24 protein-coding genes are annotated in these 25,499 nt (G+C 68.2%); 11 read left to right on the top strand and 13 right to left on the bottom strand.

Annotation, left to right across the window (positions count from 1 at the left end):
- Positions 1-17 precede the first annotated feature (17 nt).
- Positions 18-1,004, bottom strand: coding sequence for an ABC transporter substrate-binding protein (locus NJQ99_RS10085; RefSeq protein ID WP_269332700.1), 987 nt, complete (start codon positions 1,002-1,004; stop codon positions 18-20).
- A 93-nt stretch (positions 1,005-1,097) separates the two neighbouring features.
- On the opposite strand from NJQ99_RS10085, the gene NJQ99_RS10080 reads away from it, so the two are divergent.
- The 6 genes from NJQ99_RS10080 to NJQ99_RS10055 are packed head-to-tail and all read left to right on the top strand — an operon-like array spanning position 1,098 to position 6,867.
- Positions 1,098-1,778: a TetR family transcriptional regulator gene (locus tag NJQ99_RS10080; protein WP_269332699.1), complete on the top strand. Its 681-nt coding sequence runs from the start codon at positions 1,098-1,100 to the stop codon at positions 1,776-1,778.
- Between the two features lie 58 nt (positions 1,779-1,836).
- Positions 1,837-2,892: a dihydrodipicolinate synthase family protein gene (locus NJQ99_RS10075; protein ID WP_269332698.1), complete on the top strand. Its 1,056-nt coding sequence runs from the start codon at positions 1,837-1,839 to the stop codon at positions 2,890-2,892.
- The gene (locus tag NJQ99_RS10070) at positions 2,889-3,680 is read left to right on the top strand and encodes an ABC transporter ATP-binding protein (RefSeq protein WP_269332697.1); all 792 of its coding nucleotides are present in this window, start codon (positions 2,889-2,891) and stop codon (positions 3,678-3,680) included. Before NJQ99_RS10075 ends, NJQ99_RS10070 begins: the two co-directional genes overlap by 4 nt.
- 6 nt (positions 3,681-3,686) lie before the next feature.
- Positions 3,687-4,838: a Gfo/Idh/MocA family protein gene (locus tag NJQ99_RS10065; protein WP_269332696.1), complete on the top strand. Its 1,152-nt coding sequence runs from the start codon at positions 3,687-3,689 to the stop codon at positions 4,836-4,838.
- Positions 4,839-4,857: 19 nt separating this feature from the next.
- Positions 4,858-6,021, top strand: a complete 1,164-nt coding sequence (locus NJQ99_RS10060; RefSeq protein WP_269332695.1) for a dihydrodipicolinate synthase family protein — start codon at positions 4,858-4,860, stop codon at positions 6,019-6,021.
- 6 nt (positions 6,022-6,027) lie between these two features.
- Complete coding sequence (locus NJQ99_RS10055) at positions 6,028-6,867, top strand: sugar phosphate isomerase/epimerase family protein (protein WP_269332694.1); 840 nt, start codon at positions 6,028-6,030, stop codon at positions 6,865-6,867.
- A gap of 70 nt (positions 6,868-6,937) precedes the next feature.
- Here the strand turns inward: NJQ99_RS10055 and NJQ99_RS10050 are convergent, their stop codons facing one another.
- The 4 genes from NJQ99_RS10050 to NJQ99_RS10035 form a co-directional block, all read right to left on the bottom strand.
- Positions 6,938-7,528: a hypothetical protein gene (locus NJQ99_RS10050; protein WP_269332693.1), complete on the bottom strand. Its 591-nt coding sequence runs from the start codon at positions 7,526-7,528 to the stop codon at positions 6,938-6,940.
- Between the two features lie 125 nt (positions 7,529-7,653).
- Entirely contained in the window at positions 7,654-9,000 is a 1,347-nt protein-coding gene (locus tag NJQ99_RS10045) for a sulfite oxidase (protein ID WP_269332692.1), read from the bottom strand.
- Positions 9,001-9,122: 122 nt separating this feature from the next.
- Positions 9,123-9,935 (bottom strand): hypothetical protein, encoded by an 813-nt coding sequence (locus NJQ99_RS10040; RefSeq protein WP_269332691.1) that lies wholly within the window; start codon positions 9,933-9,935, stop codon positions 9,123-9,125.
- A 7-nt stretch (positions 9,936-9,942) separates the two neighbouring features.
- A complete protein-coding gene (locus tag NJQ99_RS10035) occupies positions 9,943-10,470 on the bottom strand; it encodes an RNA polymerase sigma factor (RefSeq protein WP_269332690.1) in 528 nt (175 codons plus the stop codon).
- A gap of 237 nt (positions 10,471-10,707) precedes the next feature.
- Here NJQ99_RS10035 and NJQ99_RS10030 point away from each other — a divergent pair, with 237 nt between their 5' ends.
- Both NJQ99_RS10030 and NJQ99_RS10025 read left to right on the top strand, forming a co-directional pair.
- Positions 10,708-11,994: a multidrug effflux MFS transporter gene (locus NJQ99_RS10030; RefSeq protein WP_269332689.1), complete on the top strand. Its 1,287-nt coding sequence runs from the start codon at positions 10,708-10,710 to the stop codon at positions 11,992-11,994.
- Positions 11,995-12,121: 127 nt separating this feature from the next.
- A complete protein-coding gene (locus NJQ99_RS10025) occupies positions 12,122-13,702 on the top strand; it encodes a sensor histidine kinase (protein ID WP_269332688.1) in 1,581 nt (526 codons plus the stop codon).
- Between the two features lie 151 nt (positions 13,703-13,853).
- Here NJQ99_RS10025 and NJQ99_RS10020 read toward each other — a convergent pair whose 3' ends face one another.
- The 8 genes from NJQ99_RS10020 to NJQ99_RS09985 all read right to left on the bottom strand — a co-directional run bounded on the left by NJQ99_RS10020 (position 13,854) and on the right by NJQ99_RS09985 (position 22,193).
- The gene (locus NJQ99_RS10020) at positions 13,854-14,789 is read right to left on the bottom strand and encodes a class I SAM-dependent methyltransferase (RefSeq protein WP_269332687.1); all 936 of its coding nucleotides are present in this window, start codon (positions 14,787-14,789) and stop codon (positions 13,854-13,856) included.
- A gap of 384 nt (positions 14,790-15,173) precedes the next feature.
- Positions 15,174-15,938 carry a GntR family transcriptional regulator gene (locus tag NJQ99_RS10015; protein WP_269332686.1) on the bottom strand — a complete coding sequence of 255 codons (765 nt, stop codon included), beginning with the start codon at positions 15,936-15,938 and terminating at the stop codon, positions 15,174-15,176.
- A 98-nt stretch (positions 15,939-16,036) separates the two neighbouring features.
- Positions 16,037-17,431, bottom strand: coding sequence for an amidase (locus NJQ99_RS10010; RefSeq protein WP_269332685.1), 1,395 nt, complete (start codon positions 17,429-17,431; stop codon positions 16,037-16,039).
- Positions 17,428-17,649 carry a hypothetical protein gene (locus NJQ99_RS10005; RefSeq protein ID WP_269332684.1) on the bottom strand — a complete coding sequence of 74 codons (222 nt, stop codon included), beginning with the start codon at positions 17,647-17,649 and terminating at the stop codon, positions 17,428-17,430. The genes NJQ99_RS10010 and NJQ99_RS10005 overlap by 4 nt, the downstream gene beginning before the upstream one ends.
- A 19-nt stretch (positions 17,650-17,668) precedes the next feature.
- A complete protein-coding gene (locus NJQ99_RS10000; RefSeq protein ID WP_269333216.1) occupies positions 17,669-18,847 on the bottom strand; it encodes a CaiB/BaiF CoA transferase family protein in 1,179 nt (392 codons plus the stop codon).
- 49 nt (positions 18,848-18,896) lie between these two features.
- The gene (locus NJQ99_RS09995) at positions 18,897-20,075 is read right to left on the bottom strand and encodes an acyl-CoA dehydrogenase family protein (RefSeq protein ID WP_269332683.1); all 1,179 of its coding nucleotides are present in this window, start codon (positions 20,073-20,075) and stop codon (positions 18,897-18,899) included.
- A gap of 90 nt (positions 20,076-20,165) precedes the next feature.
- Positions 20,166-21,593 (bottom strand): MmgE/PrpD family protein, encoded by a 1,428-nt coding sequence (locus tag NJQ99_RS09990; RefSeq protein ID WP_269332682.1) that lies wholly within the window; start codon positions 21,591-21,593, stop codon positions 20,166-20,168.
- Positions 21,594-21,695: 102 nt separating this feature from the next.
- Entirely contained in the window at positions 21,696-22,193 is a 498-nt protein-coding gene (locus tag NJQ99_RS09985; protein WP_269332681.1) for a MaoC family dehydratase, read from the bottom strand.
- 105 nt (positions 22,194-22,298) lie between these two features.
- Here NJQ99_RS09985 and NJQ99_RS09980 point away from each other — a divergent pair, with 105 nt between their 5' ends.
- The 3 genes from NJQ99_RS09980 (at position 22,299) to NJQ99_RS09970 (ending at position 25,483) form a co-directional block, all read left to right on the top strand.
- Positions 22,299-23,219, top strand: coding sequence for an HpcH/HpaI aldolase/citrate lyase family protein (locus NJQ99_RS09980; RefSeq protein ID WP_269332680.1), 921 nt, complete (start codon positions 22,299-22,301; stop codon positions 23,217-23,219).
- Entirely contained in the window at positions 23,216-24,442 is a 1,227-nt protein-coding gene (locus NJQ99_RS09975; RefSeq protein ID WP_269332679.1) for an MFS transporter, read from the top strand. Before NJQ99_RS09980 ends, NJQ99_RS09975 begins: the two co-directional genes overlap by 4 nt.
- A gap of 357 nt (positions 24,443-24,799) precedes the next feature.
- A complete protein-coding gene (locus tag NJQ99_RS09970; RefSeq protein ID WP_269332678.1) occupies positions 24,800-25,483 on the top strand; it encodes a glutathione S-transferase family protein in 684 nt (227 codons plus the stop codon).
- Positions 25,484-25,499: the final 16 nt, after the last annotated feature.

The following is a 25,499-nucleotide window of genomic DNA, read 5'->3' as shown; positions in this document are numbered from 1 at the left end:
GCTCTGTCGTTGCTGCCTTACTTCGGCATCTTGATCGACTTGTCGAGGAAGGCGTTGGTGTAGATCGTCTTCACGTCGAACGGCTGCTCGAGGTCGAAATAGGTCTCAACCAGCGCGTAGTCGTCCTTCATCCGCGCATCGTCGAAGGCGCCCAACGCAACGTTCTGCGAGGTCTTGTCGGTCATCAGCTCGACCACGAGCGCCCAGTTCTGCAGCTCGTTGTCGACCTTCAGGCCGGTGTTCGCCGCCACCAGAGCCTCCACGCAGGGCTGCGGATTATCGACGCAGAAGCGGAAGGCGCGCTGCGTGACATCGACGAACGCCTGCACCGCCTTCTGGTTCTCGCCCAGGAAGTTCGCGTTCACGAACAGCGAGTTGCCATAGGGGTTGATGCCCAGCTCCGACCACTTGAAGAAGCCCATGTCATCGCCCAGCTCGCGCTGGAAGATGTGGTGGATGTTGTAGAACGACGTGGTGATGTCGATCGACTTGGCCTTCAGCGCCGCGAGCTTGGCGTTCGGCTGCACATTGACCCAGGTGACCGAATTGGGGTCGAGGCCGTTCTTCTTGGCAAGCGCCGGCCACATGGCGCGGGCAGCATCCGACGGCGGGTTGCCGATCTTGTGGCCGGGGAAGTCCTGGATGCCCTTGATGCCCGAGGATTTCAGCCAGTACATGCCGTAGGGCGAGTTGGCGTAGACGTTCATCACCGCCACGACGTTGGCGCCCTTGCCGCGCGCGACCAGCGCGGTGCCCATGTCGGCGAGACCGATGTCGGTCTGACCGATGCCGGTGCGCTGGACGGCGGCGGCCGACCCCTTGCCCTGCTCGATGTTCAGGTCGATGCCCGCCTTCTCGTACCAGCCCTCCTGCTGGGCGTAGTAGTAGGGGGCATGGTCGCCACCGGCGATCCAGTTGAGGACGAAATCAATTTCCGTCTTTTCCGCCGCCTGTGCCGACGACACGGCGAACAGCGCTGCCAGCGCGATCCATCCCTTCCGCATGACTTCTCCCCATTGGGTCTGGTAACCGGTTCCGATTGACGCCGCGGTCCAGCCGCATGATTGTAACTCACTGATTACTTAAGGGTGCTTGCGATGGAAACCGCTGTCAAGCCGGAACGCCGGGCGGAAAAGCCCGCAACCCCGCAGAAACGCGACCCCGAGCGGACCCGCCGCCGGATCATGGAAGCCGCGACGCACGAGTTCTCGCACCGCGGGCTGGCAGGCGCCCGGATCGCCGACATCGCGGCGCGCGCAGGCACCAACAAGCGCATGCTCTACCACTATTTCGGCGACAAGGAGGCGCTGTTCCTTGCCGTGCTGGAAAACGCCTATGCGGCGATCCGCACGCGCGAACGGGCCCTCGACCTTGAGCACCTGCCGCCGGCGGAGGCGATGCGCAAGCTGGTCGAGACAACCTGGGATCACTACATCGAACACCCTGAATTCATTAGCCTTCTCAATTCCGAGAACCTGCACGGCGCGCGCCATCTGAAACGCTCGTCGCAGGCGCGCGCCATGCACTCCCCCTTCGCCGAGATGATCGCGCAGATCCTGCGCAAGGGCGAGGCGGAGGGTGTCTTCCGCTCCGGCGTCGATCCGGTCGACCTCTACATCTCCATCGCGTCTCTGGGATATTTCTACCTGTCGAACCGGCACACCCTCTCCTTCATCTTCGACCGCGACCTGGAGGCGCCGGAGCAACTGGCACGCCGCCGTGCGCACATGGTGGAAGTGGTGCTCGGCTATCTGCGTCCGCTGCGGCGGGACGCTTGACTTCTCCGGCGGGCCGCTCCTAGAAATAACCACACGGTTACTTAAGAGGGTGAAGGCGGTGCACTGGCAGGACATTCCCGGGGCGGTTCTGGAGAATTTGCGGCGCGGCGTGGTCATTCCTGCCCACCCCCTGGCGCTGACCCCGGACCGCACGCTCGACACCCGCCGCCAGCGCGCGCTCACCCGCTATTACATCGACGCGGGCGCGGGCGGGCTCGCGGTCGGCGTGCACACGACGCAGTTCGCGATCCGCGAAGCGGGCCTCTACGCGCCTGTCCTGCGCACGGCGATGGAGACCGCCGCCGACTGGACCGGCCGGCCGCTGGTGATGATCGCGGGCCTCGCCGGACCCACGGCGCAGGCGGTAAGGGAGGCGGAGACGGCGCGCGCCCTCGGCTATCACGCAGGCCTCCTGTCGCTCGCAGCCCTCGGCGGCACGTCCGAAGACGAGATGGTCGCCCATTGCGCGGCGGTCGCGCGCGTCATGCCCATCGTCGGCTTCTATTTGCAGCGCGCCGTGGGCGGGCCGGACCTGTCCGCGCGATTCTGGCAGCGGTTTGCGGAGATCGACAACGCCGTCGCCATCAAGATCGCGCCCTTCAACCGCTACCGTACGCTGGACGTCGTGCGTGGCGTGGCAGAGGCGGGCGCGGAGGAGCGCATCACCCTCTACACGGGCAATGACGACCACATATTGCTCGACCTGCTGACGCCCTACCGGGTGCGGCGCGGGGCGGACGAGGTGACGCTGTGCATCCGGGGTGGCCTGCTTGGTCAGTGGTCGGTCTGGACGAAGACCGCGGTCGAGATGCTGGAGCGCGCGCACGCCGCCGCCGACAGCGGACAGATCCCGGCGGAGTTGCTTACGCTCGACGCGCAACTGACCGACGCAAACGGCGCGCTGTTCGACGTCGCCAACGACTTCGCCGGATGCATCGCCGGGTGCCACGAGGTGTTGCGCCGGCAGGGCCTGCTTGAAAACATGGTCCTGCTCGATCCCGAAGAGGGATTGGGCCCGGGCCAGGCGGACGAGATCGACCGCGTGTGCGCGGCCTATCCGCACCTGGCCGACAATTCCTTCGTCGCCGGGAACCGTGAAAGGTGGCTGGCATGACGGCGACACCCGCGCCCGCAGAAACCGGGCGGCCCTTCATCCGCATGGAGGGCGTGAAGAAGATCTATCGCACCGGCGGGCAGGAGTTCCTGGCCGTGTCCGACGTGACCATGTCGGTGACCGAGGGGGAGCTTGTGGCCCTTGTTGGCCCGTCGGGCTGCGGCAAGACGACCGTGCTGAAGATCCTCGCCGGCCTGCACGGCCACGACGGCGGCACGGTTGAGATCGGCGACCCCGCCCATCCCTTCCAGCCCGGCCGCGACGTCGGCATGGTGTTCCAGCAGCCCCTGCTTCTGAAGTGGCGCACAATCCTGCAGAACGTGCTGCTGCCGGCGGAAATCCTGGGCCTGCCCATGCAGGAGGCGAAGGAGCGCGCCCGCGACCTGCTGAAACTTGTCGGCCTCGAAGGCTTCGAGGAGAAGCGGCCCTACGAGCTGTCGGGCGGCATGCAGCAGCGCGCCGCGATCGCGCGCGCGCTCGTCCACGATCCGAAGCTCGTGCTGATGGACGAGCCGTTCGGCGCGCTCGACGCGCTCACGCGGGAGCGGATGAACCTCGAACTTCTGCGAATCTGGGCGGAAAGCGGCAAGACGATCCTGTTCGTCACGCATTCGATCCAGGAGGCGGTGCTCATGGGTTCGCACTGCGCGGTGCTGACCGCCGGGCCCGCGCGCATGGCCGATTTCTTCGCCATCGACCTTCCCTATCCCCGCCGCCTCGACATGCGGCAATCGCCGGAGTTCGGCGTCTACGCGCGGCGCATCTACGACCTTCTCGGAATGGAGTGAGCCCCAATGGCTGAACGGTCCATCGGCATCATCATGCACGGCGTCACGGGCCGCATGGGGATGAACCAGCACCTGATCCGCTCGATACTGGCGATCCGGGCGCAAGGCGGCGTCGCGCTGTCGAACGGCGACCGGCTGATGCCGGAGCCGCTGATCGTCGGGCGCAACGCCGACAAGATCGCAGGCCTCGCCAGGGCGCACGGCCTCACCCGCTGGACCACGGACCTCGACGCCGCGCTGAAGGACGAGACCTGCCCGATCTTCTTCGACGCAGGGACCACGCAGATGCGCTGCGAGCTTCTGCGCAAGGCGATCGACGCAGGCAAGCACGTCTATTGCGAGAAGCCGATCGCCGACAAGCTCTCCGACGCGCTCGACGTCGCGCGCCATGCGCAGGCGAAGGGCATCAAGCATGGCGTGGTGCAGGACAAGCTGTTCCTGCCGGGCCTCCTCAAGATGAAGCGGCTCAAGGACGCGGGCTTCTTCGGCCGGCTGCTGTCGGTCCGGGGGGAGTTCGGCTACTGGGTGTTCGAGGGCGACCTGGAGCCCGCGCAACGGCCGAGCTGGAACTACCGCACGAAGGACGGCGGCGGCATCATCCTCGACATGCTGTGCCACTGGCGCTACGTGCTCGACAACCTGTTCGGGGAGGTGAAGGCCGTCTCCTGCCGCGGCGCGACGCACATCCCGCAGCGCTGGGACGAGCAGGGCCAGCCCTATGACGCCGACGCCGACGACGCGGCCTATGCGACGTTCGAGCTTGAGGGCGGCGTTGTCGCGCAGCTCAACTCCTCCTGGTGCGTGCGGGTGCGGCGCGACGACCTGGTGACCTTCCAGGCCGACGGCGTGAACGGCTCGGCGGTGGCGGGCCTCACGCGCTGCTGGACGCAGGACCGTGTGAACACGCCCAAGCCCGTCTGGAACCCGGACCAGCCGCAGACCCACAATTTCTTCGACGACTGGGCCGAGGTGCCCGACCGAGGCGCGAACGAGAACGGCTTCAAGATCCAGTGGGAGATGTTCCTGCGCCACATCGTCGAGGACACGCCCTGGAAATACACGCTGATGGAGGGTGCCAAGGGCGTGCAGCTTGCGGAACTCGGGCTTGAAAGCTGGCGCGAACGCAAGTGGCTCGATGTGCCCGCGCTGACGCTCTGAGACGGAAGGCGCCCACCCCATGCCCCACGTGATCCTTCCCAAGCCGGGCGGCGGCACCGAGCGCTTCGTGACCGCCCCGCCCCGCGACTACCCGGCCCGTCAGGCGGGCGGCTTCAACCGCGTCGCCTTCGCAGCCGCCCATGTCGTCTGCGACCCGCTGGCGGAGGCCGACCCCTGGCTCGACGCGGCCGTGGACTGGGAGCGGACGATTGCCTTCCGCACCTCGCTCTGGGACCTCGGCCTCGGCGTGGCGGAAGCGATGGACACCGCCCAGCGCGGCATGGGCCTCGACTGGACGACCGCGCTGGAGCTCATCCGCCGCTCGGTCGAGGCCGCGAAGGACCATCCGCAGGGCCTCGTCTTTTCCGGCGCGGGCACCGACCACCTCGCGCCCGCTCCCGGCCAGACCGTCAACGACGTGATCGCCGCCTATGAGCAGCAGATCGCCGCCATCGAGAAGGTCGGCGGCCGCATCATCCTGATGGCGAGCCGGGCGCTCGCCGCCTGTGCGAAGGGACCAGACGACTACGCCCGCGTCTATGGCCGCGTCCTCTCCCAGGTGAAGGAGCCGGTCATCATCCACTGGCTGGGCGAGATGTTCGATCCCGCGCTCGAAGGCTATTGGGGATCGAAGGACCACATGGCGGCGATGGACACCTGCCTGGCCGTCCTCGCCGACAACGCCGCCAAGGTGGACGGCATCAAGATCTCGCTCCTGTCGAAGGAGAAGGAGATCGCCATGCGCCGCAAGCTGCCCGCGGGCGTGCGCATGTACACGGGCGACGACTTCAACTATGCGGAACTGATCGCGGGCGACGAGGCGGGCCATTCCGACGCGCTGCTCGGCATCTTCGACGCCATCGCACCGGCGGCGGCCGCCGCGCTCGCGGCGCTGTCGCAGGGCGACGAGGCGCGCTTCCACGAGATCCTCGCGCCGACCGTGCCGCTGTCGCGCCACATCTTCAAGGCACCCACCCGCTTCTACAAGACGGGCATCGTGTTCCTGGCGTGGGCAAATGGGCTTCAGGACCATTTCACCATGATCGGCGGGCAGGAGAGCGCGCGCTCCACCCTGCACCTGGCCGAGCTGTTCCGGCTGGCCGACGCGGCGGGTCTGCTGCGCGATCCGGAGCTTGCGTGCCGGCGCATGGGCCAGCTCATGGCCGTGCGCGGCGTGGGCTGAACTGCGATGACCGTGGACACGCCGACGCTCGACCGGCTTTCGATCAATCTCGCGACCGTGCGCCAGCAATGGGGCCTGCGCGAGGCGGTCGAGGGCTGCGCGCGCGCCGGCATCGGCGCCATCGCCCCCTGGCGCGACCAGGTTGCGGCGGTAGGGCTGGCCGAAAGCGCACGGATCGTCCGCGACCACGGCATGCGCGTGACCGGCCTGTGCCGCGGCGGCATGTTCCCGGCGGCAACGCCCGAGGGGCTCAAGGCCGCGCACGAGGACAATCTGAAGGCGCTGGAGGAGGCCGTGACGCTGGGCGCGGACTGCCTCGTCCTCGTGGTCGGCGGGCTGCCCGACGGCTCGAAGGACATCCGCGACGCCCGCCGCATGGTCGAGGACGGCATCGCAAGGCTGCTGGAGGCGGCGGGCCCTGCAGGCATGCCGCTCGCCATCGAGCCCCTGCACCCGATGTACGCCGCCGACCGGGCCTGCGTGAACACGCTCGCCCAGGCGCTCGACATCTGCGACCGACTGGGCGACGGCGTCGGCGTCGCCATCGACGCCTATCACGTCTGGTGGGACCCGGACCTGGAGGCGCAGATCGCGCGCGCGGGCCGGGCGGGGCGCATCCTCGCCTACCACATCTGCGACTGGCTGGTGCCGACCACGGACCTGCTGCTCGACCGCGGCATGATGGGCGACGGGGTGATCGACCTGAAGCGCCTGCGCGGCCTCGTGGAAGCGGCGGGCTACACCGGCCTGCACGAGGTCGAGATCTTCTCGAAGGACAATTGGTGGCGGCGCGACCCGGACGAGGTGCTGGCCACCTGCATCGAGCGCCACCGCGACGCAAGCTGACCCGCCTGCACAGGAAAGGGGCAGGGCCCTACCGGCCCTACCCCTTGTGTTTCCGCGGGTTCTTTCGGATTCAGCGTTCGGAGGAGAAGTGCGTCTTCAGATAGTCGAGGACGATCTTCTTCGTCTCCTCGTCCGTCTCCGGCATGCCCTGCGTGTTGATCATCCATTGCCACAGATCGTCCCAGCGCGCGTCTGTGACGTGCTGCTGCTTGATGATCGCCGTCGAGTGGCAGGCCGTGCAGGTGTAGAAGGTTTCCTCCATGCCGGGCGCGTCCGGCAGGTTCCCGAATTCCTCGTTGAGCGGCACGCCGGACTTGCTCGTCGTCGGCTGCGCGCCCGCCGCTCCCCCGCCCGGCATCAGCGGATTGAAGCCGGCGCGCGGCGCGCCCATCGGGTTCGCGGCACGGGCCCGGGCTGCGGCGGCCGACGCCTCCGCTGCGGCGCGGGCCTCTTCTTCCGCCTTGCGCTTGGCTTCCGCTTCCGCGGCGGCGCGGGCTTCCGCCTCGGCACGGACCTCGGCGGCAATGCGCGCCCGCGTCTCGGCAAGCTGTGCGGGGTCGGGGATCGGCTGCTCGTAAGGCGCCGAGAGCAGGTGATAGCCGACGATGCCCGCCGCCGCAGAGAGAACGACACCGAGCGCGAAAGCCTTCAGATCTTGCATGGAATTATCCGTCTACGGTGAAGCCTCGCCGTCCGGACTCCGGATCGGGGGCGGGACCGCCGCATGCTGGCGATCCGGCACCCCCGATCCGGGCCGAGGCCCCCGGGAGAGGCTGAGGGACTGCGTCAGACCGCGAACATCGCGATCCGGTGCTGCATGTTGTTGCCATAGCCGCGCGGGTTCCAGCCCGGCACGACCGGCGGCTGGGTAACGCCGTCCTTGTCGGTCGCCCGCGCCCAGACCTCGTAATAGCCGGCCTGCGGCGGGGTGACCTTGGCGCGCCAGTGCTGCCAGGCGAAGGAATTGCGCGGCGCATCCAGCTCCGCCTCGGCCCAGGTCTGGCCGAAGTCGAGCGAGACGTGCATCGCCGCGACGTCGCCCTTGCCGCACCATGCGTGGCCGCGCACTTCCGTGGCCTCGCCCGCCTTCACCTCGACCCCGGTCTGCGGGAAGGTGATCAGCGACTTCACCGGCATTTCCATCATCACGACCATGTCGGACTTCGGAACTTCCGTTCCCGGCGCGACCGGATAGGCCGGCATCCGGTAGGAGTAGCCCGTCATCTTGGAGCCGTCGTGCTCCTTGTCGCGGACCCAGATGCGGTTCAGGAACTTGTGCGAGGCCGAACCCGGATAGCCCGGAATCACGAGGCGCAGCGGGAAGCCGTGCAGGGCGGGAACGGGCTGGCCGTTCATCTCCCACGCGATCATGCACTCCGGCCCCATGGCCTTCTCGATCGGCACGCCGCGCGAGATCACCTCCTTCTCCGGGTCGCCGGAGAGGTGCACGTCATTGCCATAGTGCCCGGTATAGACTGCAGACGGCTTCAGGCCCGCGGCCTTCAGCACGTCGGCGAGCCGCACACCGGTCCATTCCGGACAGCCGACCGCGCCGACGGTCCACTGGTTGCCCGAGGCGCCCGGATTGAAGAACGCGCGCCCGTTTCCGCCACACTCGATCCAGAGCTGCTGCGTCACCGTCTCGAAGCGCGACTTCAGGTCGGCGATGGTCAGGGTGAGCGGGTTTTCCACCTCGCCGTCGATGGTCAGCGTCCAGTCGTCCGCCTTCATGTCGAGCGCGGTCTGCGGGTAAAGGCCGTTCGAGCGGACGAAGAACCGCTCGTAGGGCGTGACCTTGTCGTCCAGCAGGTGCGCGGGCGTCTCGGCGTTGAGCGGCCGGTCGCCCAGGACCGTGAGGCCCTGCTTCTCGGCCATCAGGTCGATGCCCGTATCCTGTGCGAACGCCGCGGGCATCAGGCCTTCCGGCATGTTCCGGTGGAACGGGATCGCGGTTCCCAGCATCGCGCCCATGGTGGCGAGACCGGCGCCCTTCAGGAACCCGCGGCGGTCGGAATTCGGCTTGCGGCCGAACACCAGCCAGTCGGCCTTCTCAGGGTTTTCGGCGTAGATCGTGCGGATTTCCTCGGGCGTGCGGCTGGCGCGCGCGGTTTCGGTCTTCTCTCGCTTGGACATGCGTCTCCTCCCCTCGCGGACTGCCATCGAATCCACGTGCCGGTCAGCGGCACGCACGGACAGCCTCGAAGAGAGGAAACGCAGGACGTATTCGAATTATTCCAGTTCTTTTTGGCGGCCGCTCAACCCACGCAGGGCGCGCGGTAGACACGGCCCGCGACACGGGTGTCCGATGCCCCGCCGCGCCGGCTCTCGGCCTGCAGAACCGCCGTCACCGCGTCGAAGCGCCGATCGTCCATGCCACGGGCCAGCACCGCGTAACCGGTATCCCCCACCCGCCAGCGCGCGAGCCGCATGCCTTCGCGGCCGCCGCCAAGGACCAGGCTCTCCTCCAGGCCCTCCGGCGCGGGCGTCACCCAGAAGCCGAGCCGGCAACCGTTCCGGCCCAGGTAGCCGACGAACATGGCGGGGCCGTCCGCGGCCTGCATCACTTCCAGATGCGCCACGCTCAGCCGCGCGATCGAAAGGTCGGGGATCGCATGCGGCAGACCGGCGACGAGAACGGTCGATCCGGCCGCGCCGCTGAGCCCGGTCTCGCCCTGCTGCGCGTCGGCCCAGATTTCGAACTCCGCCACGGCGTGGCCGGCCCAGGCGCGCACGGGGTCTGGCGAAACGGCAAACGGCCAGACCGCGGGGCCGAGCACGGCGGCAAGCGCGAGCGACGCCGCGATCAGCCCGCCCGCCCACCAGGCCAGGCGCCGGTCCGCGGTGCGGCCCCCGGCCGGGCGCAGCGCCGCGATGTCCGGCGCCGGACCTGCCCATTGGGCGAATGCGCCGGCGGCCGCGGACTTCGCCTGCGCCAGCGCAGCCACCTCGGCGGCAAGACGCGGATCGCCGGCCACTGCCTCGGCGATTTCGGCAGAGGTCCAGGCGTCCGTTTCGCCATCAACGTAGGCGTTCAGCATTTCGCGGGAAAATTTCGCCCCGGCACGCATCCGTTCGTCACGCTCCCAATCGCCCGCGGCGCCGTGCCAGCGGGTGCACGTTTCCCGCGGCGACCGCCGCAAGGATCTGTCCGCGCGCCCGCGACAGCCGGCTCATCACCGTGCCCACGGGCACATCCAGGATGTCCGCCGCGTCCTGGTAGCTGAACCCGGCGAAATCCACCAGCGCGATGACCTCGCGCCCGGCCGGCGTCAGCGTTCCCAGCGCCTGGCGTACGGTCACCACATCGATCATGCGCCGGTCGCAAACCGCGTCCGGCGCCTCCTGCGCGGCCGCCTCGTCCAGTGCGACGAGCGCGACCTGCCCCAACCTGCGCCCCCGGTCGATCCACGCATTGCGCAGGATCCGGAAGAGCCACGCGCGCAACGCCGGTGCATCCGCCGGGACCCGCGCGGCGGCCAGGGCCTTGACCGCACAGTCCTGCAACAGATCCTCAGCCGCTTCGCGGTCGCCCGCCAGGCTCATCGCATAACCGAAGAGCCGCGTACGATGCGCCAGCAGCGCCTGTCTGACCCGTTCCGACACCCCTGCCCTTGCGTCCTTTCGCCGCCTGCCGTTTCCCGGCCTTTCTTCGCCGGGGACAAGGCTAGCCCGGACGCGGGTGCCTTGCCAGTGGGTTCGCGGGGCTTCGGGTCGAGACCTGACGGCAAGAAGAAACGCGCGTCGCCCCGCTGCTATTCCCTCGGCTGCGCCCGGAGCATCTGACCTGCCATGCGCGGCGCGGAATGGCGCGCTCCGCCGCGTCCGCTTAAGTTGCCTTGCATGCAGCCGACAGACCTGCCTCGACCGGCGCGGCCAGCGGGCGCCCCATCGCCTTCCCCGCGCCATGCGCCGCTGGGGTTTGCGGCCTTCGTCGGCCTGATCGCGGGCCTGATGGGTCTCAACGCGCTCGCAACCGACGTCATGCTGCCGGCCTTCCCGCTGATTTCCGGGAGCTTTGCGCTGCAGGACCCGAACGAGGTTCAGATGGTCGTCTCCGCCTATCTGCTCGGCTTCGGGGGCGGTCAGTTCGTGATGGGCGTGCTCTCCGACCGGTATGGCCGCCGGCCGGTGCTTCTAACCGGGCTCGCGGTCTATTTCGCCGCCGCCCTGTGGTGCGTCGTGGCGCCCAACATGACGACCATGCTGATCGCCCGGGTGATCCAGGGCGCGGGGTCGGCTGCGCCGCGCGTGATCGCGACGGCGGCGATCCGCGATTGCTACGAGGGCAGGCGCATGGCGCGTGTCGTCTCGCTCGTCATGATGGTGTTCATGGCGGTGCCGGTTCTCGCCCCGACCCTGGGGCAGGCCGTGCTGTTCGTCGCCGACTGGCGCGCTGTGTTCGGCCTGCTCGCGGTCTATTCCTTCGTGATGTTCGCCCTGTGCGCGGCGTTCCTGCCCGAGACCCTGCGGCCCGAGCACCGGCGCGCGATCCGGCCCTATGTCATCCTCGCCGCGCTGCGTTCCCTGTTCGGATCGCGGCAGACGGTGGGCTACATGCTGGCGGCGGGAGTGTTCTTCGGGGCGATGTTCGGCTTCATCAACTCGGCCCAGCAGGTGCTGGTCGACGTCATGGGCCTCGGCGTCTGGTTTCCCGCGGTCTTCGCCCTCGGCGCCGCCGGCATCGCGGTGTCGGCCTTCGTCAATGCCCGCCTCGTCGAGCGGCTGGGCATGCGGCTGCTCAGCCATACCGCGGTTTTCCTCTATCTCGGCATCTCTCTGCTGATGGCGGGTTTCGCGGAGGTTGGCCTGCTCGACGCCTGGGTATTCGTGCCGCTGCTGTCGGCTTCGATGCTGCTGGTAGGGCTGGTCTTCTCGAACTTCAACGCGCTCGCGATGGAGCCGCAGGGCCATATCGCGGGCATCGCGTCCTCGGTGATCGGCGCGACGACCGTCCTCGTCGGCGGGCTGATCGGCTATGCGATCGGGCAGTCCTTCGACGGAACGGCCACGCCCATGGCGTTGGGCTTCGCGGGATCGGGCGCGGCGACCGTCGTCATCCTGCTCGTGACCGAGCGAGGCCGCCTGTTCCGGTCCGGGCGGACGGAGCCGGGAGCCGCGCACCGCTGACGCGGGCCGACATCGCGATGACGCCCTAATTTTCAAGGGAAATTCTCCGGCCCAAAGGGCCACTTCACCCTTCGTTTACTGAAAATCCAATACATTCGCTTGCAGTTTTTTGGCGGCAAACGCGCGGATGACAACCGACCTGGGACGCGACTTCGAGCGGCGGTACAACCGCTTCACCCTGCGTTTTCACGACGCAGACGTCGAAGCGCGTTATGTCGTCGCCTATCTCTCTCAGTCGCTTCCGATCATCCGCATCGCCCTGCTGCTCGGCGCCCTGCTGTTCGCGGTGTTCGGCGTCCTCGACCAGATGATCGCCTCTGCCTATGTGCACGAACTTTATGCGATCCGTTTCATGTTCGTGTGCCCGGTGCTGCTGCTTGCCTTCATGATGACGTACACGCGTTGGATCTGGTCACACTCGCAGTTGATCCTTTCGATCGCGATGGCCACCTCCGGCTTCAGCATCATCATGATGACCGCGATCATCGACGCGCCGGCACGCCATCTCTATTACGGCGGCCTGGTGATCTCGCTGATCTATTGCGGCGTCGTGCTGCGTATCCATTTCATGCGCGGCGCCATAATCTGCGGTGCCCTATTCGTCTGCTACATCGTGACGGCGACGCTCATCAACCCGATTCCCTCGTGGGCGCTCGCCAACAATGTCTTCTTCCTCAGCGTGGCCGCCGGCGTCACGGTCTTCTCGTCCTATGCGCTCGACCATTTCATGCGCAGCATCTTCGTTCAGAACGAGGTGCTTGCCGAGGCACGGCGGCAGGCGGAGGCGCTGCAGGCCAAGGCGGAGGCCGCCAACCATGCCAAGAGCCAGTTCCTCGCGACCATGAGCCACGAGTTGCGCACGCCGCTCAACGCCATCATCGGGTTCAGCGAAATGATGATGGGCGAGTATTTCGGGCCGCTCGGAAACGAACGCTACAAGGCCTACACGAGCGACATTCACAAGAGCGGCCGCTTCCTCTGCACGATCATCGACGACATCCTCGACCTGTCGAAGGCCGAGGCCGGCACCTTGCGGGTGGAAGCGGAAGACATCGACCTTGCCCGGCTGGCCGAGGACACCATGACCCTGTTCCGCGACCAGGCGGCAGAGAAGCAGATCGCCCTGTCGATGGACCCGGGGGATGGCCCGCACATGGTGCACGCCGACCCGCGGCTGATGAGGCAGTTGCTCGTGAACCTGCTTACCAACGCAATGAAGTTTACCGAGGCGGGCGGCCGCATCGACCTCGTCGTCGCTGCGGCCGACGGCGGCGGCGGCACGCTGCTCGTCGTGCGCGACACGGGCTGCGGCATCCCTACCGACGAGCAGGAGCGGGTGTTCGAACCCTTCGTACAGCTCGAGGATGCTTTCGCGCGGTCCAAGGGTGGGGCCGGTCTCGGCCTGCCGCTCGTCAAGAAGATCGTCGATCTCCATGATGCGGAGCTCGACATGCGCAGCACACCCGATGTCGGCACCGAATTCCGCATCTCGTTCGCAGCCGCTCCGGGGACGCCGGCAGACGGAAGCGGGGACGGGAGACGCGCGGGCGACGACAGCGGGGCCGGCGCACTGCGCGATGCCGCGGCATCGCTGCGCGCGGCCCTTGGCGAGGATGGCAGGCAGGCACCTGCCGCAGCGGGTGACGCCGCGGAAGATTCCGGCACGGCACCTGCGTCGGCGATCGCACGAAAAACGTCTGCCGCTTAACCGGCCATTAAGGGTTTTCGGCGAGTCTCATACCTGTCCGAACGACGCGTCGACATCGGACCGAAGCCCCCCGGACTGGCGAGAGCGGTAACGGGGGGTTTCATATTTCAGGGCCGTGAGCGAATACATGCCCTTCGGGGGAGCCCGCCGCTCAGCCCGCTTTCACCAGGTCGAGAAACACGAGCTGACCCGAGATGTCGCGGTAGACCCTGCGCGACGCCGTGGCCCCCTCGTCGATGTCGCTCGCTGCATCCAGCATGTCCGCCTCGTCGCGGTATATCAGGTACCAGTCCATGTACGTTTCCATGTACCCGATATCGATCGCGTCCTTGGCGAAGTTGGCAACGACAAGCCGTCCCCCCGGGCGCAGCCGCTTCGCCAGGCTGCGGGTCAGCCGCCTGGCCGTGCGCCGGTTCAGGTAATCGTAGATGCCGAGCGCGTAGATCAGGTCGAAGTCCGTCTCGTCGATGGTATCGAGGATCAGGTCGCGGATCGGCGCCTTCACGCACGCGACGTTCGGATGAAGCCGGCGCGCCTCGATGTCGGCGAGCGACACCTCGTCCATATCCAGCGCGGTGAAGCGGTCGAGATTGCCGACGAAAGCCCATGGCACCCGCTCCGCCTCACGCAGATTGCCACACGCGACCGAGAGAATGCGTGCGCTGTCCCGGGTGCGCAGCGTTTCCCCGATAGCGTCGGCTGCCATGTCGCAGCGGTTGCGCACTGCCATGCACGACGGCGCCATGCGCGTATACGCATAAACCGAGCGGCCAAGCGCATCAGCTTCCGCCAGCGCGGCGGCATAGTTGCCACGGCCGTAGATCAGGTCGAGAAGCCGCGCATCGCCGGGGTAGCCGTCGGGCTTGGTGTAGGCCCGCGAAGTCAAGGGATCGGCATGGAGCGCATCGAGCAGCGGATGTTGCCGGCACAGGCGCACGATCGCTGCCCAGTCTTGCGGTGCCATGGAGCGGCGCACGTCGCCAAGCATGAGGATAAGGTCGGTGAGCTGGCGCGACAGCACGCCCTGCCGTCCGGAGGTCACGGCACGATGCGTCAGGTCCAGAGCCTGCCCGATGCGATCCTTCATGTCCCCGCCACCTTCAAGTCCCGACATGTGCGGCCCTACCACGCTACAGTTTGCGCCTGCCGCCCCCTGCAGGCCGGAAGGACCATCCGCTCTCTGCGCCTCTTCCGGGCGCGTCGGCCTGCAAGGTCAGACCGCGCAAGACCGCATCAATCGAGCCAGATATACAAAAAGGTTAACAGCACAAACGCACTTTACCGCACAAGTGATTGGATTTTCTGCAAAGATGTCAAGACACGAAGTGGCACTTTTAACCATGATGTGGCAGGAAGCCCACAAATCCGCGCCTTTCGAACAGCCGGACGCCGGTCCCGATGCCGCGCAGGCAACAAGCGACGATTGCCAGAGCCCCGTCCGAACCCGGCCCTACCGTGTTCTGACCGGGCCCTACCAGTTCCCCCGCTGCAGGGTCATCTCGTACCGGAAGCGTCCGCCCGGATGGGTATTCAGGGACATTTCCACCAGGCGTCCCTCTTCGCTGTAGTAGCGCCGCGCGATGATGAGCAGCGGATCGTCCGCCGCCACCGACAGGCGCGAGGCCATGTTGAGATCGGCTGCGGCCGCCTCGATGTCCTGCTGCACCTCGCGGATGCGGACGCCGTAATCCTGCTCGATCATGGCGTAGACCGCCTTGCGTTCCGCCCCGACGCGGGCGAGCACGCCTTCGAACTCCGGATCGACGTAGATTTCCGAGTATCCGAGCGGTTCGTTCGCCACCTCGCTGCGGCGCAGGGCGCTGATCCTGTACCATTGCGTCCCGGCCTCGCAGTGCAGGCGGCGCGCCTGGTCGCCTTGCAGCACGATGCGGTCGATGGACAGGATTTCGAGCCGGGTGGAGCTTGCATACTGCAGAAGCTCGTCGAGCCGGCTGATCGAGTTGACGAACTGGCCGCTGCCCTGGTCCGAGATGAGCACGGTACCCATGCCCTGGCGGCGCTCGACGAAGCCCATCTCCTGCAGGCGGCGCAAGGCCTCGCGCACCGTGTAGCGGCTGACCGCGAAACGGTCGCAAAGCTCATGCTCGGTCGGCAGTCGCGCGCCCGTGGCATAGCGCCCGGCGCGGATCTCCTCCAGAAGCGTGTTCACGAGTTCGAGATAGAGCGGGATGTCGCGTCCATCCCCCTCGTCAGCCGTCTCGACCGCCCTTGTCATGCGCCACCTCCCCGGTCCCCTGGAGCCACGCCCGCCGGAACGCGCCCGATATACCGCACCGCCCCGCAGGTCAACGCATCCGGGATCAAGGTCCGGCTTCAGGACGCCGGCCGCCCCGGCACGGGCGGCACCGCCGCCAGCCAGTCCGTCGTGCTCTCATGCGCATGGCCGAGCGCCAGGAGCGTTGCCTCCTGTCGCGGCCGTCCGATCAGTTGCATGGCGACCGGCAGCCCGGCACTGTCCCGCCCAACGGGCGTCACAAGCCCGGGAAGGCCGAGGTACGACAGTGGCCGCGTCATGTCCGACACCGCCGCGATGGTCGCCGCCATGGCCGTGCCCGCGGCCACGTCCGTCTCTGCCGCCGTGGGCACGCGCCTGCGCAGCGCCGGCGTCAGCAAGGCGTCGCAGGCGGCTAGCGGACCCTCGATCATGGCGCGGGCATGGAGCACGCGAAGCTGCTTGGCCTGGAGATGCTGGACTGCCGGGATCGTCAGCCCCTGCATCAGTCGGGCGCGGACCTGGGGCCCGTAATCCTCCGGACGTTCGAGCAGCCAGGGCAGGTGAAGCGCCGCCGCCTCCGGTGTGAAGACCAGGTTGGCAAGCTCGGCGAAGGCCGAATGGTCGGGCACGTCGACGTCCACCACCCGCACCCCGGCGCCTTCGAGCACGCGGCGTGCGGCATCGAGCGCTGCCTGCACTTCCGGCTCGACGCCGTCGAAATAATAGCTCGTTGGCAGGCCCACGGTCAGGCCGGACACCGGCCGCGACAGCACATCGGCATGGTGCGTCCCCTGCCCGGTCAGCACGTCCATCAGCACCGCGACATCGGCCGAGGACCGCGCCAGCGGCCCCGCGCAATCCATGCTCTCCGACAGCCCCATCATGCCGTGCTGGCTGAGCAGGCCTTGCGTCGGTTTCAGGCCGACGACGCCACAGAACGCCGCCGGCAGCCGCACCGATCCGCCGGTGTCGGAGCCAAGCGCCCCGAAAGCCAGCCGCGCCGCGACCGCGGCACCCGACCCGCTGGACGATCCGCCGGTGACATGCTCCGGGCTCCACGGGTTGCGGCAGCGGCCGATCTGCGCATTGTGGCCCGTCGGCCCCATCGCGAACTCCGACATGTGCAGGGTGCCGAGCGTGACCGCGCCCGCAGCGTCGAGCCGTTCGAGCACCTCCGCCGTCTCGTCGGGGACGAAACCGGCCCGGATCTTCGAGCCGCAGGTGCAGCGCTGGCCCTTGCGGTAGAACATGTCCTTGTGGGCAAGCGGCACGCCATGGAGCGGCCCGCGGAAGCGGCCCTCCCGCGCCTCGCGGTCGCAGGCGCGCGCGGCCGCGAGCGCACCCTCCGCATCGACGGCGATGAAGGCGTTGAGCGTGTCCTGCGCCGCAGCGATGCGGGCGAGGCAGGCCTCGGCCAGCGCCTGGGAGGTCACATCCCCGGCGCGCACGGCGGCCGCCGCTTCGGTCAGCGTCATCAGCGCCGGGTCGCTCATCGCACAGGCTCCTTGCCCAGCATGAGCGCGGCATGCCGGTTGGGCGCGACGTCGAACAGCGTGCGTTCCGCAGCCGCCGCCCGCGCCTCCGCAAGGGGCGCCTCCAGCACGCGCGGGGTCTTCTCGATCAGACCCGCCACCAGCGCCAGCGTGGCGTCGTCGACGGTCATCCCGAAGGAGCGGGCGAGATAGGCGCGCGCGAACTCCTCATCGGCCATGGCGGACGTCCCCCCTCGATCAGATCACGCGGTCGGCGCGCAGGCGGGCGATGTCGTCCGGGCCGAGGCCGATGGTCGACAGCACGTCCGCCGTATCGCCGCCAAGTGCGGGTGCCGCACGCGCCGGCACCTCTGCGCCGCCGACCCGGACGGGCCCGGTCAGCATCCGGACCGGCGGTCCCGCCTCGCCGGCACGCCGGGCGAAGTCCGCGACGCCGCCGCGTTCGGCCACGAACGGGTTCTCCAGCGCCTGCGCGACGTTGTGCACGGGGGCCGCGGGCACCGCGCCGCCCAGGATTGCCGTCCATTCGTCGGTCGTTTTCTGCATCAGCGCGGCGTCGAGGATCTCGGTGACGAGGTCGCGGTTTTCGAGCCGGTCCTTGAAGGTGCGGAAGCGCGGGTCGTCCGCCCACTCGGGATGGCCCAGCTTTTCCGCCAGGATCGGCCAGAACTTTTCCTTGTTGCACATCAGGAAAATCCAGCCGTCCTTCGTGCGGTAGAGCGCCGACGGCACAAGCGACGGGTGCGCCGAGCGCGCCTCGCGCCCCTGCACGTGGCCCCCGTTCAGGTACCAGGTCGCGAGGTAGGAGAGGTTGTGCAGCGCCGTGTCGAACAGGCTGACGTCCATGTCGCGCCCCTTGCCCGTCTCCCGCGCGCCGAACACGCCGCAGGTCAGCGCATAGGCCGCGAGCAGGCCGGTCATCATGTCGACGATGGAGAGTCCCATGCGCGCGGGCGGGCCGTCGGGCTCGCCCGTGAGGCTTAGATATCCCGTCTCCGCCTGCATCAGATAGTCGTAGCCCGGCCAGGTCTTCCGGCTTCCCGTGCGTCCGTAGGCCGACAGGTGCGCGCAGACGATCTTCGGGTTCGCGTCCTTCAGCGCGTCGAAGGTGACGCCCAGCTTCTCGGGCAGGTCGCCGCGCAGATTGTCGAGCGTCGCGTCCGCCTTCGCCACGAGCGCGCGGAAGATGCGCTGGCCTTCCGGGTGCTTCAGGTTCAGCGTGATCGACCGCTTGTTGCGGTTGAACGCCTGGTAGAAATGGCTGTCGCCCTTGTCGAAGTAGAATGGCCCGACGTGCCGGCCGACCTCGCCGCCCTCTGCCGGGTTCTCGATCTTGATGACATCCGCACCCATGTCGGCGAGCAGCATGGAGCCGAAGGGCCCCGCGCCATATTGCTCGACCGCGATCACCGTCATGCCGTGAAGGGGAAGCACCGCGTCTCTCTCCCGTGATGCTGGTCCGGCGTCAGGCCGGGTTGTTCTCGATGAGGCGCCGCGCGATGAGCAGGCGCTGGATCTCGTTCGTGCCCTCGCCGATGCACAGGAGCGGCGCGTCCCGGTAGAGACGCTCGACCACGAACTCCTTGGAATAGCCGTAGCCGCCGTGGATCCGCATGGCGTCCAGCGAATTCTCCACCGCCGATTCCGTCGCGAACAGCTTGGCCATGCCCGCCTCGTAGTCGCAGCGGTCCCCCCGGTCCAGCGCGTTCGCCGCCTGCTCGGTCAGCAGGCGCGAGGCCATGACGCGCGTCGCCATGTCGCCGAGTTTCAGCGCGATGGCCTGGTGCTGGTGGATCGGCTTGCCGAAGGTCTGGCGCTGCTGGCTGTATTTCACCGCCTCGTCGAGGGCGGCCTGCGCGACGCCGACGCCGCGCGCCGCAACATTGACGCGGCCCAGTTCCAGCCCGGAGATGGCGCACGCCATGCCGACGCCCTCGACGCCGCCGATCAGGCGGCTTTCCGGGACCTTGTAGTTCTCGAAGATCAGCTCCGCGGAATCGATGCCCTTGTAGCCGAGCTTCTCCAGCTTGCGGCTGACGCGGAAACCGTCGCCCTTCTCGGCGATGAACATGGACATGCCCTTGTGGCGCGGATCGGCCGCCGGGTCCGTCTTGACCAGAAGCGCGAAGGCCGAGCCCTTGATGCCGTTCGAGATCCAGGTCTTCGTGCCGTTCACGACATAATGATCGCCGACCTTGCGCGCGGTCGTGCGGATAGCCTGCAGGTCGGTGCCGCAATCGGGCTCGGTGAGCGCCAGGCCGCCGCGCAGTTCGCCGGTGGCGAAGCGGGGCAGAAGCTCCCGCTTCTGGGCCTCCGTGCCCTTGCGCTGCACGATGAACGCCATGATGAGGTGGCTGTTGATGATGCCGGAGAGCGACATCCACACGGTCGAGATGCGCTCGATGATCTTGGCATAGACCGAGGGGCGCAGGCCGAGGCCGCCGTACTCCTCGTCGATGATCGCGCCGAACAGGCCGAGCGCCTTCATCTGCTCCACGATGTCGTCGGGATAGATGTCGTTGTGCTCGAGATGCATCACCTGCGGGCGGACGTCGCGCTCCAGCCAGCGGTCGATGCTGTCCAGGATCATGCGTTCCTGTTCAAGACGCTCTGCCTCGAGCGTGCGGGCGGCATCGGCAGTCATCGGGGGAAATCCTCGGTCAGAAAGCGGTGGAGCAACAAGGGTAGGGCTGGCGGTAGGGCCGCGCGCCGCACGGCCCCTCGACCAGTGAAATCAGGCGCTTGGCCGGCCGAGCGTGGCCAGGAGACCGGCTGCCGGCTCGTCGGCATCGAGCCCGAGGAGGGCCGCCTTGAACCGCTCCGCCTCGCCGCGGGCCAGCGTCATGGCCGCGTTGCCCTCGTACTTCTCGACGATCTCGGCATTTGTCAGGGGGCGATCTGCGGCGCCGCGGTTCACATGCTCGCGGTGCCGGTGCTCCGTCCCGTCCTTGAGCGTGACGATCACCTCGCCCGAGTATGCCCGCGGGAAGGGCGAGTCCGGGTCGGCCCGGTAGGACACGCGGTCGGCCAGCGCGAGGATCGCCGGGTCGGTCAACGCCTCGTCCTCCAGCTCCGCCAGCGTGAAGCGCCCGCGCACGAAGGGCGTGGCCACGAGATAGGGGATCGAGAACTGCGCGTCGTAGCTGTTGGCCGGGCGCTTCTTGTTCGCCTCCGGCTCGCACACGGTCTTCACCACTTCCGCCGGGACGAGCGCGACGATGGACGCGATCCGGTCTGCGCCGATGCCCTGCTGCGCCAGCGCCTGCGCCGCGTCGATGCAGCCATGGGTGAAATGGCACGCCGGGTAGGGCTTGATCGCCGTGTTCATCAGCTCCCACGTCTCGCCGAGACCGGCAGTGGCGAGCGACAGGTCGCAGGCCTTGGACAACTCTCCCAGATAGGAATTGTAGAGCCCGAAACGGCCGTCGTAGGGCCGGGTAATACCGAAGAACTCCTCACGCGCCAGCGCCGCCGCCGTGATCCCGGCATTGGCGGCCCAGCCCGGGTGGAAGCGCTTGTTCCAGGCGCCGTCCTCGAGGAATTCCAGACTTCCCGAGGCGAGCGAGAGCGCGATGCCTTGCGCGTGTGCCAGTTGCTTCTCGGTTAGGCCGAAGATCCGCCCGGCAGCGAGCGCACAGCCGAAGACGCCCACCATGCCGGTCGGATGGAAGCCGACCTGGTGGAAGCCGCCGCGCGCGACCATGCCGATGCGCGCCGCAGCCTCGACCCCGATCACATAGGCGGTCACCATGTCGCGGCCGCTCGCACCCGCATGATGGACCGCCGACAGGACCGCGGAGAAGACGCTCGCGGTCGGATGCACGACGCCCGCGATGTGGGTGTCGTCGAAGTCGAGCCCGTGGCACAAGAGCCCGTTGACCATCGCCGCGTCGCGCGGCGGCAGATGGGCGGGCATGCCGATTACGGGCACAGGCCCCTCGCCGCCGAGCCCGCGCAACGCGGTCAGCGTGCGCAGAGCGAAGTCATACCGCGTCGAGGCGAGTGCGATGCCCGCCGCGTCGAGCATGTGATGCACGGCGCGCGTACGAACCTGCGCCGGAATGTCGGCGTGATCGGTCTGCGCCGCGAAGGCGGCCAGCGCCTCGCGGATCGGGGCAGTGGCCGTGTCGGTCCCCGCGTCGAGGGGGGCATGGACGTTCATTGGCGTTCTCCCGTTGGTCTGGCCCCTTCGGGCTCTCGTTACCCTTGCCGGCAGGGCTGACGGCTCCTTGGCGGGCCGGCCCCATGCGCGCGCTGTCCGCGCTCAGTCGCCGACGCCGTGTCCGCGTTTGGGCACCAGCGCTTTCCGGACGAAGCTCATGAAGACCGTTCCGTCGGACTTGTAGCCTTCGGTCCGCGTGGTCACGATGCCCTGCGTCGGGCGCGATTTGGATGCCCGCTTCTCCAGCACCTCGGAGCGTGCATAGACCGTGTCGCCGGGGAAGACGGGCGCCATCAGCCTGATCTCCTCCCACCCGAGATTGGCGATCGCCTTGTAGCTCACGTCGTCGACCGTCATGCCGACGACGATCGAGAGCGACAGCGCGCTGTTGACGAGCGGCCTGCCGAATTCCGACTTCGCCGCATAGGCCTGGTCGCAATGAAGCGGGTGCCGGTTCATCGTCATCAGGCTGAAGTTGATGTTGTCCGCGTCGGTGATCGTACGGCCCGGGCGATGCTCGTAGACGTCGCCCACCTCGAAGTCCTCGAGATAGCGGCCCGGGCTGGAAACGATGGTCCGGGTTGCACTGGACGCTGGCATGTCGCGGATTGTCCCTGTCGATTTTCCGATACTATGGCCGGGTTGCCCCTGCAAATTTGTCCGTATAAATTCGCATAAGCCAAGACGCATGGAAAGCTCTTTCTCATGACATCTCCCTCCGGTCGCTCTCCCGCCGACGCGTCGCCCGGCGGCCTGCCCGTCCTGCGGTCGCTCCTGTTCGTGCCCGGATCGCGGCCCGACCGGTTCGGAAAGGCGCTCGCCGCCGGGGCCGACGCGATCATCGTCGACCTGGAGGACGCGGTTGCGCCGGCCGCCAAGGACGAGGCCCGGGACGCGGTGCTCGCGTTCCTGCGGACGCCGCGGGCGCCCGACGGCCCGAAGGTTCTTGTGCGGGTGAACGGCGTGCGCTCCCGCACCGGGATCGCGGACCTGCTGGCCCTGACGGCCCCGGATGTCGCAGCCTTGTGGGACGGGCTAATGCTGCCCAAGATCGATGCCGCGGGGGACGTGCGCCTGGCGGGCGACCTGTTGGCGGAGGCCGGGGCGCCGGGCTTCCTCGTGGCGCTGATCGAGACCGCCGAGGGGCTCGAGAACGTCATGGAGATCGGCGGCGCATCCGCCCGGCTGGCCGCGCTGATGTTCGGCGGCGCCGACCTTGCGGCGGATCTTCGCGTCCCCTTCGGCTGGGCAGCGCTCGTGCACGCCCGCGCCCGCGTCGTCCATGCCGCGGCCCGTCACGGCCTCGCGGCGATCGAGATGCCGTGGATCGCGCTGGACGACGACGCCGGGTATCTCGCGGACGTTGCGCGCAGCTTCGAGCTTGGCTTCAGCGCGCGCGCGGCGATCCATCCGAAGCAGATCGCCCCGATCCACGCCGCCCTCGCCCCGGCGCCCGAGGAAGTCGCCCAGGCCCGCCGGATCGTCGAGGCCTACGAGGCCGCGGGCGGCGCGGTCTGCACGCTGGACGGCAAGCTGGTTGAGCGGCCGGTCATCCTCGGCTGCCAGCGCATTCTCGCCTTGGCCGCGCTCGCGGAAAGCCGGGGTGCAGAGGCCGCGCCGCGATGACGGCAGACGTCCCCGCAGCCGGGGTGGGGCGCCCGCCGGGCGGCCTGCCGCTGACGCTTGCCGCCGTGACCGGGGTGCAGGCGCTTGCCACGCTGGCGGTGCTTGCGCTTGCGACCGTAGCGCCGACGGCTGCGGACAGCTTTACGGTCGGTGCGGAGATGGTCGGCTACCAGGTCAGCCTGATCTATGTCTCGGCCGCGCTGATGTCCGCGATCGCGGGCCCCCTCGTGCGCCGATGGGGACCGGGCGCGGCGAGCATCTTCGCGCTTGCGATGAGCTGTGTCGGGATTCTCGGCATTGCGAGCGGCAATCTCGCCGTCGTGGTGGTAGCCTCGCTTCTGCTGGGCGTCGGGTACGGGCTCACCAACCCCTCGTCCTCCTCCATCCTTCAGCGGGTCACCCCGCCCGCGCGGCGCAATCTCGTCTTTTCCCTGAAGCAGACGGGGGTGCCGCTGGGCGGGATCCTCGCCGGCCTCATGCTGCCGCCGCTGACCGAGGCGATCGGCTGGCAGGCGGCGTTCGTCGTATCGGGCGGGCTGATCGTGCTGTTGCTCGTGCTTCTTCTGCCGCTGCGGGCGCGCTGGGACGAGGAGCGGGAGCCGCAGCGACCCTTGCGCGGAACGATGCTCAGCGGCCTCGCGCTCGTCTGGCGGCAACCCGAGCTGCGGGCGCTATCGTTCATGGGCTTCTGCTTCGCCACGACGCAGCTCTGCCTGATGGCCTTCACCGTGACCATGCTGGTGCAGGAGTTGCACTGGTCTCTGGTTGCGGCGGGAGGGCTCATATCCCTCGTGCAGGCCTGCGGCGCGGGCGGGCGCGTCATCTGGGGCATGCTGGCGGACCGGCTCCGCTTCGGCATCCCTGTGCTGATCCTGATCGGACTGCTCTCCGCGGCGGCCTGTCTCGTCACGGCCTTTCTCGGCCCGGACTGGCCGCCGGCCGCGGTGGTCGCGGTCCTCTGCGTGTTCGGCGCCAGCTCCATCGGCTGGAACGGCGTGTTCCTGGCGGACGTTGCGCGCCTGACGCGGCGTGAGGACGTGGGCCTGGCGACGGGGGGCGCGCTGTTCTTCACTTTCGGGGGTGTCGTAGTCGGGCCGGCCCTCTACTCGGCGCTCTACAAGCTGATCGGCAGCTACACGCTGACCTTCGGCGCCGTGGCGGTCTTCCCGCTCGCAGGGGCTCTCGTCCTTCTCGCCCTGCTGCGGCGCACCAGGCGGACGTAGGCCGAGACCTCCGGCAACGTGGCGCACCTCGGCCACGCGGCATGGCTGACCCGCGCATTTGTACGGACTTTTTATCTGGCCGGACCAGCTGACCTGCTGTACAACTTTCGTCGCATAAGCAGCCGGAAGCGGCAGCGGTCACATGCTGCAGCTTCCGGCACTCAACCTCATCCGATCCCTGTCGGATTTGCGCGGAGCTCTCCCCTTTGGCTCCGCGCTTTTTTTTGCCCGCACGTCCCCTGCCGCAGGCATGGACGCCCCGGGCGCCCGGGCCTAGGGTTGTGGCCGCCGTCAGGCCGCCTTCGTGACACACACGGTCGGGAGACCGGTCGGCGGCATCCCACCATGGAGCACCCGATGACACGACAGCTTTACGAACTTTGCGGCGCGGATCCGGAGCGGCGCTTCAGCCCCTATTGCTGGCGCTCGCGCCTTGCGCTTGCACACAAGGGGCTCGAGGCGGAGGTCGTGCCCTGGCGTTTCACCGAAGCCGACCGGCTGGCGTTCGCCAATTCGGACAAGGTGCCCGTCCTCGTCGACGACGACCGGGTGGTGGCGGATTCCTGGGCGATCGCCGAGTATCTGGAGGCGGCCTATCCCGACCGCCCCTCACTCTTCAACGGCAACAAGGCCCATGTGCGCTTCGTCATCGCCTGGACGGACGTCACGATCAGCGCCCAGGTTCTGCGCCTCGTCATCTGCGACATCCCGGACCTGCTGAACCCGGAGCAGGCGGCCTACTTCCGCACCTCGCGCGAGAAACGGATGGGCATGCCGTTCTACGAGATCGCGAAGGACCGGGAGGCGCGGCTGCCTGCCTTCCGCAAGAGCCTCGCCCCCTTGCGGCTGGTTCTAGGCCAGCAGTCCTTCGTCGGCGGCGATGCGCCGGACTATGCCGACTATGCCGTCTTCGCAAGCTTCATGTGGGCGCGCGTCGTGAGCCCGCTGCAGCTGCTCGAGGAAGACGACCCCGTCCATGCCTGGCGCGAGCGCATGCTGGATCTGTACGACGGGATGGCACGAAAGGTTCCGCACGGCTGAGGGACCGCGCGCGCCG

Source organism: Futiania mangrovi, from assembly GCF_024158125.1.
GTDB classification, from domain to species: domain Bacteria; phylum Pseudomonadota; class Alphaproteobacteria; order Futianiales; family Futianiaceae; genus Futiania; species Futiania mangrovi.
Note: the sequence above shows the minus strand (reverse complement) of the source record. Positions and strands in the feature narration are given on the sequence as shown.